This is a genomic window from Pseudomonas sp. RW409, from assembly GCF_003184125.1.
Lineage (GTDB): Bacteria > Pseudomonadota > Gammaproteobacteria > Pseudomonadales > Pseudomonadaceae > Aquipseudomonas > Aquipseudomonas chlororaphis_I.
The window spans coordinates 988,048-1,003,359 of the sequence record NZ_QHHP01000004.1 but is presented as its reverse complement, the minus strand read 5'-3'; the positions used below and the strand labels follow the sequence as shown (position 1 = coordinate 1,003,359).

Genomic DNA, 15,312 nt, shown 5'->3' with positions numbered 1-15,312 from the left:
CCAACAGCAATACCGTCAGGCCCCCGGCCTGCCCCGCCAGCAGATAGGCCATCCCCGCCAGCGCCGTGCCGCCCACCAGCAGACGCTCGCGCCCCCAGCGCCTGGCCGCGCGACTGGCCAACAACTGAAAGCCGGCCATCATCCCTGAATAGGCCCCACGCAACAGCCCGACCTGGGCAAAGCTCAGGCCGAACTGGCTTTGCCAGATGGGCAGCAAGACATAGATCAGGTCGGTCAGGCCATCATGGATGGCATGGGCTCCACAGCCGGCAAACAACGACCGACGACGGATCGAGGCCGCGTCGGTTGGCGGCTCGGTGAGAGCAAGTTCGTCCTTGAAGGTATTCATGGTGTCAGGCGCGCTGAGTGGATAGGCGCTGGCATTTAAGCAGGAACCCGGTGCGGCAGCATAGATGGGCCGCCAGCCCACAAAAGTAAAGACTCGCCCTTCAAACCTTTCAGATTCCTCCCACAGTAATGCCCCGTCCGACTCAATAGGGTTGATGCCATCCCGCCTCCGGCTGGAAAACCGCACTGGATGGACAGGCAGAACGCTCGATGGCGCGCAACAGACTCCCCCCGATCAAAAATCCCCCTTCCGGCGACGGGCACCACGTCACCTACCGAGACATGACCCCCGGCGAACTGGCGGAACAAGACGCCAGGCAACACGCCTATGAGCGGATGCTGGCCCGCCAACAAGCCTATGCGGACAGCCTCGCCAGCCCACCCCGCAAGCAACAGGCGATGGCCGGCTGCACCTTTACCAAATCCTGCAAGCTGCCCGATGGGGTCATGGACTACCCCAGCCCATCCGGAGTGATCCCCACCGACGCCATCAAGGACTATGGCGAGCTTGTCGTGCTGGGTGGTCGTGGAGCCGACGCGACGGGGAATATCCCGCTCAAGAAAATCAGCGGCGGCGCCCTTCCCGCCGCGCTGGGCAGCCTTGCACTGGGTGGCGAGGGATTGGCACCCACCGGGGCTGGCGCGGCAACCGGCGGAGTTGTCGCGGGTGCCCTGGCTGGCGTGGTGGCCATGCTCTGGCCGTCGAGCCTGGGCGATAGCGCCTTGTACACGCCCGAGCAACTCGACGCCCTGAAAGAAGGTCGCACCCGCGTGCGCCTGCATATCGAACAACGGCCCGACGGCACGCTCAAGGGCTACGGCTACAACACGCAAAAGCAGCGTGGCTGGGAAATGGTCCCGGTGGTGCGCTTTGTCGCCAAAGGCCAGCAACAGGTGGCCGACTTCGGCGACGGCGTCACCCTGATCTGGACCCCAGCGGTGGACCCATCCAGCACCTCCGGCATCCCCCCACTGGAGGCCGCGCCCCAGGCGCCGCACATCTGGATCTTTCCGCCCACCGAACAGGCGGACACCATCATCGTCGACCCGATCTACCCGCCGGAATACAAGGACTTCATTCTGGTGTTCCCGCCGGGGTCAGGGGTTCAGCCGCTCTATATCGTGCTGAGCGCTCAACTGGAGAAGAACAAGAAAAATGGTAAGGCGTTTGAAGACACTACATACAATGACTACAGCAAATCCAAAGTAGAAAGCGCCCGCGAAATTACGGTAGAAACAGAAAGCGGAACCCGTACACGCCTGGATATGATGGGGCGAGATGCTGAAGGAAACATTTCATGCGTTGAATGCAAATCTTCGGAAACCGCCCCTCTGACCCGAAATCAGAAACGTGGATTTCCGGAGATAGAAAAAGGGGGAGCCATTATCGTTGGTAAGGGAAAACCCGGATTCCCCGGCGGAACCGAGATCCCACCGACCAGAATCGAAATCATCAGACCTGATACCGCCCCTTAGAAGGAAAAACCATGTCCATCCTGGATACCCGAGTCATCGATATTTGTGCCGTACCCGATTGGGAGCCAAACAAGGTGGTGCTGGTCATTACCGATCACCTGGAATGGGGCAACAAGGCTGAACAAGGTGAGCACCTGCTGTTGCTTCAAGAAAAAATCAACACTTACATCGCCTTCATCGAAAGCGGTGAAATCCTGGAGAGCTACCCGGCAGCTAAAGGCAAATCTCCCATCATCCGCATCACCGGCCTGTATGAGTTGCCTGAGCAAGGCGAGCGCTTTGTAGACCGCGCTACGCAGGTATTGAAAGAAGTGGGTATTGGCCTCGAGTTTGTACTCAAAGAAGCGTGACCACTCAGAGCCAGTAAGGCGGCGCGGCTCATGAAATAGATGACTTAAAAATCCCCCCTTAAAACACCACATAGACAAACGCCGGTAACCCTCATGGGGAAAAGCATTCCCGACTACACAGAAGCTGAGTTCATTCGCTTCATGCAGGAAATATTCACCGCAAATGGAAACGGTACTCCCGATGAAGTTCTGGATGACCTTCTGGACGAGTTCAGAAGGCTTACCGAGCATCCAGACGGCTCCTACCTGATCTACTGGCCGGAGGATGAAGCGCAATGCACCCCAGAAGGTATAACCAACACCGTTAAAGACTGGCGCAGGGCTAATGGCTTGCCAGGATTCAAAACGAGGTGATGAGCAGGCCAGCCATGACAAGCACACTGATGAAAAATAACCTCTCGGGCTACACCGAAGCCGAATTCGTCAAACTGTTAGAGGAGCTTCGCAAGGAAGATATGGAAGCCGAAACAGATGTTCGTGCTGATGCGCTTCTATTGCACTTTGAAAAAGTCAGCCAGCACCCAGCAGGCTCCGATTTGATTTACTACCCCGAAAACGGCTCAAGCAGCTCACCCGAGGACGTTACCCGAATCGTCAAAGAGTGGCGCAAGGCAAACGGCTTGCCTGGGTTCAAGGAGCCATAAAAGCAATGACCGTCAAAAGTCGTCTGGATGAATACACCGAAGCTGAATTCATAGACTTCATGCAGAAGCTATTCTCTGCAAACAAAGGAGCGCCTGATGAAATCCTCGACCCGTTACTCAATGAGTTCGAGCGAATCACCGAGCACCCTGCCGGCTCCGACCTGATCTATTACCCTGAGAACGGCGCCGCCAGCTCAGCCGAGGGCATTATCAAGACTGTGAAAGAGTGGCGCTCGGCCAACCACCTGCCGGGGTTTAAGGAAGCTTAAGGTGAAAACTTTAAGGAGCTGTATTTCTCATTACACAGAACAAGAGTTCCTTCAGCTTTTGACAGATATCTGCAAGGTCAACGGTCAGAACGAGGAAGATCATTCCGTTCTAGTCCGACACTTTCGGGAAATCTCAGAACATCCCAAAGGCTCAGATCTGATTTTTTATCCTGCTGACGATGCTGATGACTCGCCAGAGGGAATCTTGAAAACAGTCAAAGAGTGGCGCAAGGCAAACGGCCTACCAGGGTTCAAGGCCCCATAAAGCGATGACCACTAGGAAATCTATTGCCGACTACACCGAGACCGAATTCGTTAGCCTCATCCATAAAATACTTGCCATCAACGAAACAGGTTCCGACAAGGACCTTGGCGAACTGCTGATGCAATTCAGACAGCTCACCGAGCACCCAGACGGTACTGACCTTATCTTCTATCCAGAAGATGGGGCCGATGACGCTCCCGAAGGCATAACCAAGACCGTTGAAGAGTGGCGCAGGGCTAATGGCTTGCCAGAATTCAAGTCGTGATGGTGTTTGATGATGAGATTTACGACTGAGATGACCAGGCCCCCAGGCTCTCTACCTGAGTACAGCGAAAGCAGTTTTCTTAAACTGCTCGAAGAAATATGCAATGCGGTGGGCACCGAGAAATATCAGGATCAGTTGTTAGAGCACTTTATTGAAATGACCGGCAACCCCGCTGCATCCGACTGGATTTATTATCCCGAGGATGGCGAAGGCGATTCGCCAAAGGGAATCTTGAAAACCGTCAAAGACTGGCGCAAGGCCAACGGTTTTCCGGGTTTCAAGGAACCCTAAATCAACGGCCTTGAAGAACCATTCCACTAACCCCATCAAAGCTGAATCAAGGACGATATGAATTTTTTCAGCCGTATCGCAGCTCTTTTTGACCGAGCCCCCAAAGAGCAAATTGCTGGCTATTCCCCGTCAGAACTCCAAGCGGTTTTCACCGAACCTCTGCCACACACCACTCCCACACTGCCCCTTCCACTGCGCGCAGTTTCTTTGGAAGACACAGGCGTACCGGCTTACTACTGGACCTTACTGATCGATGGAAGCGATAGGGATTCTTTCCAAGCCCTTATCGAATCCAGCTTCACCCTGGTCCACGAGCGAAGCTTCAACGAGCTTCCCGTCAGGCAGTATGAAAACGCCCAGAACAACCAGCGCCTGATTTGCTTTATATCCAGCCGGGAATTCAACGCCGTCACGGTGCGCCTGGTAACCAACAGCACTGACTTCCTCGAGGCCATTCAGCACCAGCGTTTCGCCGTTCCGCCGCCCTGGATAGCCTTCGAGGGCTACAACCCGGCATGGTGGGGAACGCAGTTGCAAGGTGCCCAGGGCTACTACAACGACCAGTACTTCCTGCCGTTCTTTACCGGCTTGAGCGAGGCAGAGAAGCGGGCTTATTACGCCCGCTACACTGCCACGCAAGAGTGGGCTGCCAGCCTGGCGTTAATAGGCGATGAGTGAGAGAAGCTTGCAGACCGGGTATTGAGAACGCGTGAATTACCAGCTTTGTAGTCGGGTGAACGACGAGAGGACGGGGTGGCGTCCTCTCTTTTGGTAAGTTCGCGTGCTTACGCCAGTTCTGCTGTTTCAGTTTGCCTTTGACTGGCATGACTGATCTTGAACCAGATGGAGTACATCGCCGGCAGGAACACCAGCGTCATGATGGTTCCGACGAACGTGCCTCCGATCAAGGTGTAAGCCAGGGTCCCCCAGAAGACGGAGTGTGTCAGGGGGATGAACGCCAGGATGGCCGCCAGCGCTGTCAGCAGCACCGGGCGAGCACGCTGTACTGTGGCTTCGATCACGGCATGGAACGGATCCAGTCCTTCTTGTGCGTTGTGGTGGATTTGCCCAATCAGAATCAGCGTATTACGCATCAGGATGCCCGAAAGTGCGATCAGGCCGACCAGGGCGTTGATACCAAACGGTTGCTGGAAGATGAGCAATGTCGGGACCACGCCAATCAATCCCAGCGGCGCGGTGAGAAACACCATGATCATCGCCGAGGTCGAGCGTACCTGCAGGATGATGATCAGCAGCGTGATGGCAATCATGATCGGGAGCAGCGGCAATATCGCCTGGCCGGCCTTGCCCGACTCCTCAATGGCCCCCGACTGCTCGATACGATACCCATCAGGCAGCTTGTCGATGACCGGCTGCAGCGCCTTCATGATCACGCTCGAGACATCCGGTGGCTGCAAGCCTTCGGCAATGTCGCCGCGCACGGTAATGGTCGGGGTGCGGTCACGACGCCGAAGGATCGGATCCTCCATACGCACGCCGACTTCCCCTACCTGGGACAACGGAATCCGCTGGCCCGCCGTGCCCACGAGCGTAAAGCCTTCTATTTTTGCAGGGTCGAGCCGGATATCACCCGCAGCACGCCCGATCACCTGCACCGAACGAATGTCCTCACGAACTGCGGTGATCGGTACTCCCGCGATCAGGAACTGCAGCTGCTGCGCGACAGCGCTGGACGTCAGCCCCACCGCCTGCAAGCGGTCCTGATCCAGGGTGAAATGCAGCGTCGGCGTTAGCGGGCCCCAGTCAGTGTTGACGGTTCTCATCAGGGGACTCGCCTGCATCACGTTCTGTACCTGGTCGGCGATCTCGCGCAATGTTGATGGGTCAGGCCCCATCACCCGATAGGCGACAGGAAAGGGTGAATACGGACCAAACACCAGTTGCGTAACCCTGACACGCGCTTCTGGTGCAAGCCCTTGAGCAATGGCCTCACGCATACGGAACTTGAGGGCCTCACGTGCCTCCTGACTATCCGTCAGCACCACAACCTTGGCGAATGATGGATCCGGGAGCTCCGGCGCCATCGCCAGGTAGAAGCGCGGCGCGCCTTGCCCGATATAGGCCGTGACGATTTTGGCTTCAGCCTGCTTTTGCAGCCAGGCCTCGATCTTGGCGGTGGTGGCGCTGGTCTGCTCGATGGAGGTTCCATAGGGCATTTGCACTTCGACCAACACTTCTGGACGGTCCGAGGTGGGGAAGAACTGCTTCTTGACCAGGCTCATGCCGAGAATCGCCACGACAAACGTAGCGATAACGGTACCGGCCACCAGCCATTTACGGGCGATGACGCGCGTCAAGATCCGGCGGAAGCGGTTGTAGCCAGGGGTGTTGTAGATGGCCGCGTGCCCCCCTTCGACCGTCTTGATCTTCGGCAACAGCTTCACACCCAGATAGGGGGTGAAGGCCACCGCCACTACCCATGATGCAATCAGGGCAATGCCCACGATCCAGAACATGTTGCTGGTGTACTCGCCGGCTGTCGACTGGGCGAAGCCATTGGGCAAAAAGCCGATAGCGGTCACCAGCGTACCGGAAAGCATCGGTGCGGCCGTATGACTCCAGGCATAGGCGGAAGCCTTGATGCGGTCGTAGCCCTCCTCCATTTTCACCACCATCATCTCGATAGCAATGATGGCGTCGTCCACCAGCAGTCCGAGCGCCAGAATCAGCGACCCGAGGGTAATGCGGTCAAAGTTCTTTCCAGTGGCCGCCATCACCACAAACACCACGGCCAGCGTCAGCGGCACAGCCGCCGCCACCACAATACCTACATGCCAGCCCATGCTGAGAAAGCAGACAAGCATGACCACCAGCAGGGCGACGAAGAACTTGACCATGAACTCGTCGACGGCCGAACTGATATTCACAGACTGATCGGTGACCTTGGTGAGCGTCATGCCCAGCGGCATGCCGTCATTGATCTTCGTCGTCTCCGCGTCCAATGCCTTGCCCAGGTCCAGACCGTTCCAGCCCTCACGCATCACCACGCCCAGTAACAGGGCCTCCTCACCGTTGTTACGCACGAGGAAGGTTGCCGGATCTTCATAACCCCGCTCGACCGTCGCCACGTCCGAGAGCTTCAGTGTTCGACCTTGGACCGCAAGAGGTGTGTCACGAATTTTCTGCACCTTATCGAAGGCACCGTCGAGACGGAGGAAGACTTGCGGCCCATCGGTTTCAATTGAGCCGGCAGGCGTGAGCACGTTCTGATTGTTCAGCGCGGCAAAAATATCCTGGGGGGATACGCCCAGCGTGGCCAACCGATCATGGGAGAAGGAAACAAAGATGCGTTCGGCCTGCTCACCAATGATGTTGACCTTCTTCACGCCCGGCACGTGCAACAGGCGCTGGCGCAACGATTCCGCATCACGCACCAACAGTCGCTGCGGCTCGCCTTTGGCTTTCAAGGCGAACAGCGCAAATGTCACATCTGCAAACTCGTCGTTGACCATCGGGCCAATCACCCCCGCCGGTAGCTTGATGGCCTCATCGTCGAGTTTTTTACGCGCCTGATAGAACTCCTCCTGCACCTGGGAAGGCGGTGTGCGATCGAGCAGTGTCACCAAGGTGAAGGCGAGACCCGGACGGGTGTAGGTTTCCGTGCGGTCGTACCATTTCAGTTCTTGCAGGCGTTTTTCAAGTGGCTCTGCAACCTGGTCCTGCATCTCCTGCGCCGTGGCGCCCGGCCACGCGGTAATGACCGTCAGTTGCTTGACCGTAAACGGCGGGTCTTCCGCACGCCCCAGCTGGAAAAACGACAGGATCCCTGCCACAGCGATCAGGAAGATCAGGAATACCGTGATCGAGCGCTCGCGAACAGCGATCGCCGAAAGATTGAAGCGCCCCTGGCTCATGGATGGCTCCCGGCAACCTTGACGTCACCCTGTTGAGCCAGTCTCACCTCCTCACCATCGCGCAGCAGATGTGCACCTAAGGCGACAATCTGCTCGCCGGCCTTGAGATCGCCTGCAACTCGCGCTGCGTCGTCGCTCAAGCCCAGGACTCGGACAGGTCGCCAGGTCACCTTCGCTGGTTCGCCAGCAATGACCCACACGCCAGTGCCTTTGCCCGGGTCATAAACAGCAGCGATCGGCACTTGCAGCACCTGTCCATTGGCGGCGTCTTCGGCGATCCGAAGCGTGACGGTCGAACCTAACGGCGCATTGGCCAACGCGCCCTCAAGCACATACCGCGCCTCAAAGGTGCGCGTCATACGGTCGGCCGAGTCAGACAGCAGCCTCAGCCTCGCTGTAACAGCACCCGCGGTGTTGCCGTAAAGCGTCGCCTGCGCAGTGGATCCTGCTGCCGGGCGTAGCGTCTCGGGCAGGTGCACGATGGCTTCGCGCTGCCCGGCCCGCGCCAGTCGCACCACAGGCTGCCCTGGGCTGACGACTTGCCCGGGCTCGGCGAGCGTCTCCACCACAACGCCGTCGGAATCGGCAAACAGCACCGCATAACCGGAAGCATTGCGAGCCACGTCAGCCTGCGCTTGAGCAGCGCTGAGCTGCGCCTTTGCGCTATCAGCCGCGGCTTTGACCTGATCGTACGCCGATGCAGAAATAGCACCTGCGCCGACCAGGTCGCGATATCGGGCCTCATCATCGGCTGTCTGCCTGGCTCGGGCCCGAGCGGCCATGACCGACTCTTGCTGTGCTCGCGCCTGCAACCCCAGGTCGATGGGGTCGAGACGCATGAGCGGCTGACCTCGCTTGACGGTCTGACCCGTATCAACCAAGCGCTCAAGTATCTTGCCTGATACCCGAAAGCCCAGGTCGCCCTGGACGCGGGCAGCCACGACGCCAGTGAAGGAGCGTGAAACGTCGGACGCCCCCTGAACCGCAGAAGCCCTCACCAGAGGGGCATGGGTGCGTGGATCTTCAACGGTGGATGAGTCGCCACACGCCGCCAGGACTAGAGGCAACAAGCAAGCGGCAATGGGGACAGGTCGAGGCCGGCGCATAGGTTCCCTTACTGAACAATAGGACATGGCTCACATTCTCAGTACAGTGACCATATCTGTCAATGGTCACAAATGAACATCCATTGAGACTGCCAGCAATTACGCGAAAAACTCCGTATTCATTGAGTGTTTTTTGAAATACTGGTCAATGTTATTGATTGACAGCTTGTGACCATAACGTAATATGGTCACAAATATCCTCGATTGAAGGAACCTCAATGCCTCCCCTTCGCCCCCTTGCTCTTTTGGTGAGCGCCAGCTTGATGGCAGGCTGCGCGGTCGGTCCGGACTATCAACGTCCTGACGCGCCTCTTTCGGATCGTTACCTGGGTCAGTCCGCTGTCGAGCTGAGGCCTGTAGCGACGCCGGCCAGTCTCGTGGCCTGGTGGGAAGGTTTTGGTGATCCGGTGCTAACCGACTTCGTCTCCAAGGCTCTTGAACAGAACCTGGATCTGGCGCAGGCATCGGCGCGCGTTACGCAGGCACGGGCGGGATTGGCTGCCGCAAATGCCGCCTTGCTGCCCTCGGGGAACATCAGTGGCCAGGCCGCGCGCTCCTACCAATCCATCGAGACCCCACTCGGCCAGGTGCTGAACTCGACGCCTGGCTATGATCGGTACGGAAGCGCCTACGAGGTTAACCTCAGTGCTGGCTGGGAGGTTGATGTCTTTGGCGGCCTGCGACGCGGACGCGAAGCCGCACTCGCCGAGTACCAGGCCTCCGAGGCGGGCGCCGCTGCCACACGACTGGCCATCGCTGCGCAAACCGCCGATATCTACATCAGCATCCGCGGATTGCAGGCGCGGCTGGACATTGCCAACCGACAAGTCAAAACCCAGCAGGGACTGCTGGAGAAAGTCCGCTTGCTCTACGGCAAGGGCCTCGCTGCCCACTATCAGGTTCACCAGACTGAGGGAGCGCTATCGCAGGTCCAAGCGACAGTGCCGGTCCTGCAGACCGGCCTGGATGCTGCCATGAATGCACTGGATGTAATGCTCGGTACACCGCCGGGCACCCATCGCACGCAACTGGCAAATGCAGGGAGTATTCCTCTTGCGCCGCAGATAAAGGCCACGGGAACGCCGGCCGATCTGCTGCGCCGCAGGCCGGATCTCATCGTGGCCGAGCGCCGCCTTGCAGCCTCCAATGCACGCATCGGGGTGGCGATTGCCGAGTACTACCCGAAATTCTCCCTCAGCGCCTTGCTCGGTAGCGCCACGGCTGTATCCGGGGGCAACCTTTTCACCGGCGGCGCCAATCAGTCGGCGGGCGTACTGGGGCTGCGCTGGAGACTTTTCGACTTTGGCCGCATAAACGCTCAAATCGATCAAGCCAAGGGACAAGAAGCCGAAGCCCTGGCCGCTTACCGTCAGTCGGTATTACGCGCCACCGAGGATGTCGAGAATGCCTTCTCCGCCCTGGTGAATCGGGACGCTCAGGCAGCCACCCTGACTGAAGGCGAGGCATCTCTGGCACAGGCTCGCCAATCGTCGTTCATTGCCTACGAAAAAGGCACGGCCAGCCTGATTGATGTTCTGCACGCCGACGAAACGATGCTGCAGGCTTCCGATGCCCGAGCGCAGGCGCGGACGGAATCGGCACGGGCGACGGTCGCGGCATTCAAGGCGCTCGGTGGTGGCTGGCAACCTCCTGAGACCCGGTCCGTAGCGACTCGATGACTTGACCAGGCGACGTGGCGCTCCGACGAAACCGCTTCCCTCCAAGGGGAAATGCCAGGGATGTGCTTTAAAAGGCCGGGGCGTAACGTACGCTCCCGGCCGGACAATTATCGTAGAACGGCGCTCTGTCTATCAGAAACGATAGCTGACGGAAGTGCCGAGCCCGCTCGCGCTGTTCTTATACTTGGAACTGTATGCGCCCCGGGTCGCGGAAGTATCGTTGACCCGCACGCTCTCTTCCCACAGATAGGAATAAGCAACGTCGATCGTGACATTGTCCACCGGGGTCCAGCCTGCACCGAAGCTGATAACCGTTCGGTCGCCCGTTGGAATGCGTGGTCCACGATTGGTGTTGTTGGCGGGCGACTGGTCGACTGACAAGCCTGCCCGAAGAACCCAATGGTTGTTCAGTTGGTACGACGTACCGATAGCGTGAGCCCACGTATCACGCCAGTTCTGTTCTTCGGTAACAGTGCCCAGCGAGCCGCTCAACAAAGGGGGCAACCCCGTGTTCTCGATGGTCAGTTCCTTGAAGCGACTCCAGCGGGTCCAAGTGCTCCCCAGATACAGGGTCCAGTCATTATTGAGCTGATGAGTCACCGAGAAATCCACTGACTCCGGCGTATTCACGTCCAGCGAAGCGTCATAGCTTCGGCCACTGACCCCCAGCACGCTAAAGATGCCGTCGGTGACCTTGGTCTTGGCATCCAGGTGGTAACTAACCTTGGAGTGGTAGGTCAAGCCGAGGCGAGTTCGATCTGTAGCCTGCACCAGAATGCCGGCGTTGAAACCAAGGGCCGTGTCGTCGCCCGTGCTTTTGAGTTTTCCGTCGTTGCGACCAGGGCTGAGCGGATTGAGCACCATCCCGGACAACTCGCCGCTGATACGGTTGATGGTGGGGCCGAACCCGATCGAAACTGTGTCGTTAAAGGCATAGCTGATGGTGGGCTGGAACGTAAGGGTCGTGACCTCGCTTTTGTTGGCGTAGTAACGCCCCGCAAAGCCGCTGCCATAATCGGTGATCAGGCCAAAAGGCACATAAAACCCAACACCGAATGCCCAATGCTCATCAATGGGTTTGACGTAGTACCCCATGGGTACCGTAGTCGCAGGCACCATGTCGCCGTCTTCCTGGCCTCCGAATGTACTGCGGGTCTGGCTTATGTCGGACTTCGCAAAAAGAGTCGCCGCCCCTACGCTGGCTTGTTCTCTTTTCAGACGAGACATGCCCGCCGGATTGCCGAAGACCGTGCTCGCATCTTCAGCAGAGGAGGAGCGACCGGCAAATCCAGAGCCCATCCCACTGACGCTCTGTTCATTGAGAGCGAAACCGCTCGCAAACACATTGGAAGATGCGAGCACAACAGCGAGGCCAAGTGGGCTCTTGAGCAATATTTTTTTCATTATTAGAACTCTATGGTTATCGCCGAGATGAAAGGGTAGAAACAACGGACGCCCATATTTATTCATGTGACCATTTCAGTCAACAGTCACATTACGGATAAATAAATGCCCTTCGACGGTGGGAGGAAGGGCAAAGTGAAAAGCTGATGGAGTGATATGTCGCTTAGCCTGGTAGGCGTGCGACCGTTAGCCGAAGGTCAAGGCATGAGGCTACGCAAGATGAGGTTGGAAGTGAGCGTGGGCGCCTCTTCGACGAAATCGAGGTTGTACTGCAGCAGTAGCGGATTGACGAATGGCCGCAGAGCAAGATGTATCGCCTCTACTGTCTCGTCCAGGGGAGTCTTGCGTTCGAACTCACCAACCTCTCGCCCTTCACGCACAATTTGCAAAATGAATTGCTTGATCTGGGCGTCATAAATTTGCGAGCTGGGCCAACGCTCCGACACAGAAAACGCGGCGATGTCATAGAGTTTCCGGTCATTGAAGAACAGATTCACACCTGTGGCGATCACCGTTTTGACCAAGCGTCGAAAGCGCTCCGTTGGCGAAAGGGTCTCGACATTGATGGCCTGCTCGACAGCCGCAACGATTTCTGCCAGACAATTTGTACAGATGGCTTCACCGATCGCCTGCTTGGAATCAAAAAACTTGTAGATATAGGCCTTGGAAAAGCCGATGGCTTTAGCCAGGTCGGAGACCGTGGTTTTGCCATAGCCGTACTGGCTGAAGTGTTCGTTGGCCGCCGCGACAATCTGGTTTCGAATGTCGTGATCGGCTGGGCCGCGGGCGCTGGGCGAAGATATCGATGGCTGATTCATGGGAACAGCTTACTCACCCTATGGCGGACTGACAACTTGTGACCGATAAGATATATAGTCACAAATCGACCGTTCCGAATGCCTCTCCAGGGCGACTGAGAAAACACCAGCGAACAGACGAACAGGCTGAGGTCGGGGCAATCCACATAGCAAATCCGCTGGCCCGAGGAAGGCGCGGCACCTGAAAGCGCATTCGATGATCGATCCCCACACCCAAGGCCGCGACCTCCTCCCCCGCGCAAGCCAACGCCCTGCCACCTCACGCACCCCAACGACCTGGCCCGCTTGCCGAAAAGCGCAAGACTTCGTGCTGAAAAACCGGATAATGGCCGCCATTTCGTTTTGCTCGTTATTCGGTGTTCCCCATGGAAATCAAGGTCAACTTTCTCGACAACCTCCGACTTGAAGCCAAGTTCGATGACTTCACGGTGGTGGCCGACCAGCCCATCCGCTACAAGGGCGATGGCTCGGCACCGGGGCCGTTCGACTATTTCCTGGCGTCATCGGCGTTGTGCGCGGCGTACTTCGTGAAGTTGTACTGCGACACCCGCAATATCCCCACCGATAACATTCGCCTGTCGCAGAACAACATTGTCGATCCGGAAAACCGCTACAACCAGATCTTCAAGATCCAGGTCGAGTTGCCGGCGGATATCTCCGACAAGGACCGCCAGGGCATCCTGCGCTCCATCGACCGTTGCACCGTCAAGAAAGTGGTACAGGCCGGGCCTGAGTTTGTGATTGAAGAGGTGGAAAACCTCGACGCCGATGCCCAGGCCTTGCTGATGCCGAGCGCGGGTTCGCACAGCACCTATATCGCCGGCAAGGACCTGCCGCTGGAACAGACCATCGCCAACATGTCCGGCATCCTGGCCGGCCTGGGCATGAAGATCGAGATCGCTTCGTGGCGCAATATCGTGCCCAACGTCTGGTCACTGCATATCCGCGATGCGCAGTCGCCGATGTGCTTCACCAATGGCAAGGGCGCGACCAAGGAAAGCGCGCTGGCCTCGGCGCTGGGTGAGTTCATCGAGCGCCTGAACTGCAACTTCTTCTACAACGATCAGTTCTGGGGCGAGGAAATCGCCAACGCGCCCTTCGTGCATTACCCGGACGAGCGCTGGTTCAAGCCGGGCCCCAAGGATGAGCTGCCCAGCGAAATCCTCGATCCCTACTGCCTGAAAATCTACAACCGCGATGGCGAGCTGCGCGGCTCGCACCTGTTCGACACCAATTCCGGCAATGAAGAGCGCGGCATTGTTTCGCTGCCGTTCGTGCGCCAGTCGGACGGCGAAGTGGTGTACTTCCCGTCCAACCTGATCGAAAACCTCTACCTCAGCAACGGCATGAGCGCCGGCAACACCCTGGCCGAAGCCCAGGTGCAGTGCCTGTCGGAGATCTTCGAGCGCGCCGTCAAACGCGAAATCATCGAAGGCGAATTCGCCCTGCCGGATGTACCGGCAGAAGTCTTGGCCAAATACCCGGGGATTCTCGCCGGCATCCAGGGTCTGGAAGCCCAGGGCTTTCCGGTACTGGTCAAGGATGCGTCGCTGGGCGGTGAGTTCCCGGTGATGTGCGTGACCCTGATGAACCCGCGTACCGGTGGCGTGTTTGCCTCGTTCGGTGCTCACCCCAGCCTGGAAGTGGCGCTGGAGCGCAGCCTCACCGAACTGCTGCAAGGCCGCAGCTTCGAGGGCTTGAACGATTTGCCGCCGCCGACGTTCGAAGGCCAGGCGGTCACCGAGCCGAACAACTTCGTCGAGCACTTCATCGACTCCAGCGGCGTGGTGTCGTGGCGCTTCTTCAGCGCCCAGTCGGATTATGAATTCGTCGAGTGGGACTTCTCCGGCCAGGGCGGCTCCAGTGAAAAAGAAGGGTCTAACGCCCAGGAAGCCGCGACCTTGTTCGGCATTCTCGAAGGCATGGGCAAAGAGTCCTACATGGCCGTGTACGAGCACCTCGGCGCAACCGCCTGCCGCATCCTGGTGCCGGACTACTCGGAAATCTACCCGGTGGAAGACCTGATCTGGGACAACACCAACAAGGCGCTGTTCTTCCGCTCCGACATCCTCAACCTGCACAGCCTCGACGAGGATGAGTTGCAGGCGTTGCTCGAGCGTCTGATAGAAAGCGAGCTGGACGACTACACCGATATCACCACCCTGATCGGCATCGAGTTCGACGACAACACCGCCTGGGGCCAACTGACCATCCTGGAGTTGAAGCTGCTGATCTTCCTGGCCTTGCAGCAATATGAAGAAGCCAAGGAGTGCGTGGAGATGTTCCTGCAGTACAACGACAACACCGCCGAGCGCGGCCTGTTTTACCAGGCGATGAATGCGGTGCTGGAGATGGAACTCGACGAAGATCTGGACCTGGCGGATTACGAAGTCAATTTCCGTCGCATGTTCGGCAACGAGCGGATGGATGCGGTGATTGGCTCGGTGAATGGCAGCGTGCGCTTCTATGGCCTGACGCCGACCAGCATGAAGCTGGAAGGGATCGACCGTCACCTGCGCCTG

At 58.1% G+C, this 15,312-nt stretch carries 16 protein-coding genes; 11 read left to right on the top strand and 5 right to left on the bottom strand.

All coding sequences use genetic code 11. The annotated features are described in order from the left end of the window. The coding region (locus tag DK261_RS07140; protein WP_146218517.1) for an MFS transporter at positions 1-349 on the bottom strand (349 nt) is incomplete at its 3' end. A gap of 209 nt (positions 350-558) precedes the next feature. Between DK261_RS07140 and DK261_RS07135 the strand changes: the two genes are divergently transcribed. From DK261_RS07135 to DK261_RS07095, 9 genes are all read left to right on the top strand, one after another. Next, complete coding sequence (locus tag DK261_RS07135) at positions 559-1,824, top strand: S-type pyocin domain-containing protein (RefSeq protein ID WP_110175465.1); 1,266 nt, start codon at positions 559-561, stop codon at positions 1,822-1,824. 11 nt (positions 1,825-1,835) lie between these two features. Beyond that, positions 1,836-2,174 carry a DUF6572 domain-containing protein gene (locus DK261_RS07130; RefSeq protein ID WP_081362038.1) on the top strand — a complete coding sequence of 113 codons (339 nt, stop codon included), beginning with the start codon at positions 1,836-1,838 and terminating at the stop codon, positions 2,172-2,174. A gap of 93 nt (positions 2,175-2,267) precedes the next feature. Beyond that, a complete protein-coding gene (locus DK261_RS07125; protein ID WP_110175464.1) occupies positions 2,268-2,528 on the top strand; it encodes a bacteriocin immunity protein in 261 nt (86 codons plus the stop codon). 14 nt (positions 2,529-2,542) lie between these two features. Continuing rightward, on the top strand, positions 2,543-2,818 hold the full coding sequence (locus DK261_RS07120; protein ID WP_110175492.1) for a bacteriocin immunity protein: 276 nt from the start codon (positions 2,543-2,545) through the stop codon (positions 2,816-2,818). 5 nt (positions 2,819-2,823) lie between these two features. Next, positions 2,824-3,087 (top strand): bacteriocin immunity protein, encoded by a 264-nt coding sequence (locus tag DK261_RS07115; protein ID WP_110175463.1) that lies wholly within the window; start codon positions 2,824-2,826, stop codon positions 3,085-3,087. A 1-nt stretch (position 3,088) separates the two neighbouring features. Further along, entirely contained in the window at positions 3,089-3,352 is a 264-nt protein-coding gene (locus DK261_RS07110) for a bacteriocin immunity protein (RefSeq protein ID WP_110175462.1), read from the top strand. Between the two features lie 4 nt (positions 3,353-3,356). Continuing rightward, positions 3,357-3,617 (top strand): bacteriocin immunity protein, encoded by a 261-nt coding sequence (locus DK261_RS07105; protein ID WP_110175461.1) that lies wholly within the window; start codon positions 3,357-3,359, stop codon positions 3,615-3,617. Positions 3,618-3,629: 12 nt separating this feature from the next. Continuing rightward, a complete protein-coding gene (locus tag DK261_RS07100) occupies positions 3,630-3,908 on the top strand; it encodes a bacteriocin immunity protein (protein WP_223815569.1) in 279 nt (92 codons plus the stop codon). A 57-nt stretch (positions 3,909-3,965) separates the two neighbouring features. Then, positions 3,966-4,586 (top strand): hypothetical protein, encoded by a 621-nt coding sequence (locus DK261_RS07095; protein WP_110175460.1) that lies wholly within the window; start codon positions 3,966-3,968, stop codon positions 4,584-4,586. A gap of 107 nt (positions 4,587-4,693) precedes the next feature. On the opposite strand, the gene DK261_RS07090 is transcribed toward DK261_RS07095, so the two are convergent. Next, a complete protein-coding gene (locus tag DK261_RS07090) occupies positions 4,694-7,783 on the bottom strand; it encodes an efflux RND transporter permease subunit (RefSeq protein ID WP_110175459.1) in 3,090 nt (1,029 codons plus the stop codon). After that, positions 7,780-8,889, bottom strand: a complete 1,110-nt coding sequence (locus DK261_RS07085) for an efflux RND transporter periplasmic adaptor subunit (RefSeq protein WP_029526460.1) — start codon at positions 8,887-8,889, stop codon at positions 7,780-7,782. Before DK261_RS07085 ends, DK261_RS07090 begins: the two co-directional genes overlap by 4 nt. A gap of 218 nt (positions 8,890-9,107) precedes the next feature. On the opposite strand from DK261_RS07085, the gene DK261_RS07080 reads away from it, so the two are divergent. Then, positions 9,108-10,568 (top strand): efflux transporter outer membrane subunit, encoded by a 1,461-nt coding sequence (locus tag DK261_RS07080; RefSeq protein WP_110175458.1) that lies wholly within the window; start codon positions 9,108-9,110, stop codon positions 10,566-10,568. 132 nt (positions 10,569-10,700) lie between these two features. Here the strand turns inward: DK261_RS07080 and DK261_RS07075 are convergent, their stop codons facing one another. Both DK261_RS07075 and DK261_RS07070 read right to left on the bottom strand, forming a co-directional pair. Continuing rightward, positions 10,701-11,972, bottom strand: a complete 1,272-nt coding sequence (locus tag DK261_RS07075; RefSeq protein WP_041986883.1) for an OmpP1/FadL family transporter — start codon at positions 11,970-11,972, stop codon at positions 10,701-10,703. Positions 11,973-12,169: 197 nt separating this feature from the next. After that, on the bottom strand, positions 12,170-12,790 hold the full coding sequence (locus DK261_RS07070) for a TetR/AcrR family transcriptional regulator (protein WP_009048299.1): 621 nt from the start codon (positions 12,788-12,790) through the stop codon (positions 12,170-12,172). A 365-nt stretch (positions 12,791-13,155) separates the two neighbouring features. Between DK261_RS07070 and DK261_RS07065 the strand changes: the two genes are divergently transcribed. Beyond that, positions 13,156-15,312, top strand: a 2,157-nt coding sequence (locus DK261_RS07065; RefSeq protein ID WP_110175490.1) for an OsmC domain/YcaO domain-containing protein, incomplete at its 3' end; no start/stop codon positions are given.

Excerpts from the sequence above, each read along its gene's own strand:
- DK261_RS07135 (WP_110175465.1), top strand. The coding sequence starts at position 559 with ATGGCGCGCAACAGACTCCCCCCGATCAAAAATCCCCCTTCCGGCGAC.
- DK261_RS07130 (WP_081362038.1), top strand. The coding sequence starts at position 1,836 with ATGTCCATCCTGGATACCCGAGTCATCGATATTTGTGCCGTACCCGAT.
- DK261_RS07125 (WP_110175464.1), top strand. The coding sequence starts at position 2,268 with ATGGGGAAAAGCATTCCCGACTACACAGAAGCTGAGTTCATTCGCTTC.
- DK261_RS07120 (WP_110175492.1), top strand. The coding sequence starts at position 2,543 with ATGACAAGCACACTGATGAAAAATAACCTCTCGGGCTACACCGAAGCC.
- DK261_RS07115 (WP_110175463.1), top strand. The coding sequence starts at position 2,824 with ATGACCGTCAAAAGTCGTCTGGATGAATACACCGAAGCTGAATTCATA.
- DK261_RS07105 (WP_110175461.1), top strand. The coding sequence starts at position 3,357 with ATGACCACTAGGAAATCTATTGCCGACTACACCGAGACCGAATTCGTT.
- DK261_RS07100 (WP_223815569.1), top strand. The coding sequence starts at position 3,630 with ATGAGATTTACGACTGAGATGACCAGGCCCCCAGGCTCTCTACCTGAG.
- DK261_RS07095 (WP_110175460.1), top strand. The coding sequence starts at position 3,966 with ATGAATTTTTTCAGCCGTATCGCAGCTCTTTTTGACCGAGCCCCCAAA.
- DK261_RS07090 (WP_110175459.1), bottom strand. The coding sequence starts at position 7,783 with ATGAGCCAGGGGCGCTTCAATCTTTCGGCGATCGCTGTTCGCGAGCGC.
- DK261_RS07085 (WP_029526460.1), bottom strand. The coding sequence starts at position 8,889 with ATGCGCCGGCCTCGACCTGTCCCCATTGCCGCTTGCTTGTTGCCTCTA.
- DK261_RS07080 (WP_110175458.1), top strand. The coding sequence starts at position 9,108 with ATGCCTCCCCTTCGCCCCCTTGCTCTTTTGGTGAGCGCCAGCTTGATG.
- DK261_RS07075 (WP_041986883.1), bottom strand. The coding sequence starts at position 11,972 with ATGAAAAAAATATTGCTCAAGAGCCCACTTGGCCTCGCTGTTGTGCTC.
- DK261_RS07070 (WP_009048299.1), bottom strand. The coding sequence starts at position 12,790 with ATGAATCAGCCATCGATATCTTCGCCCAGCGCCCGCGGCCCAGCCGAT.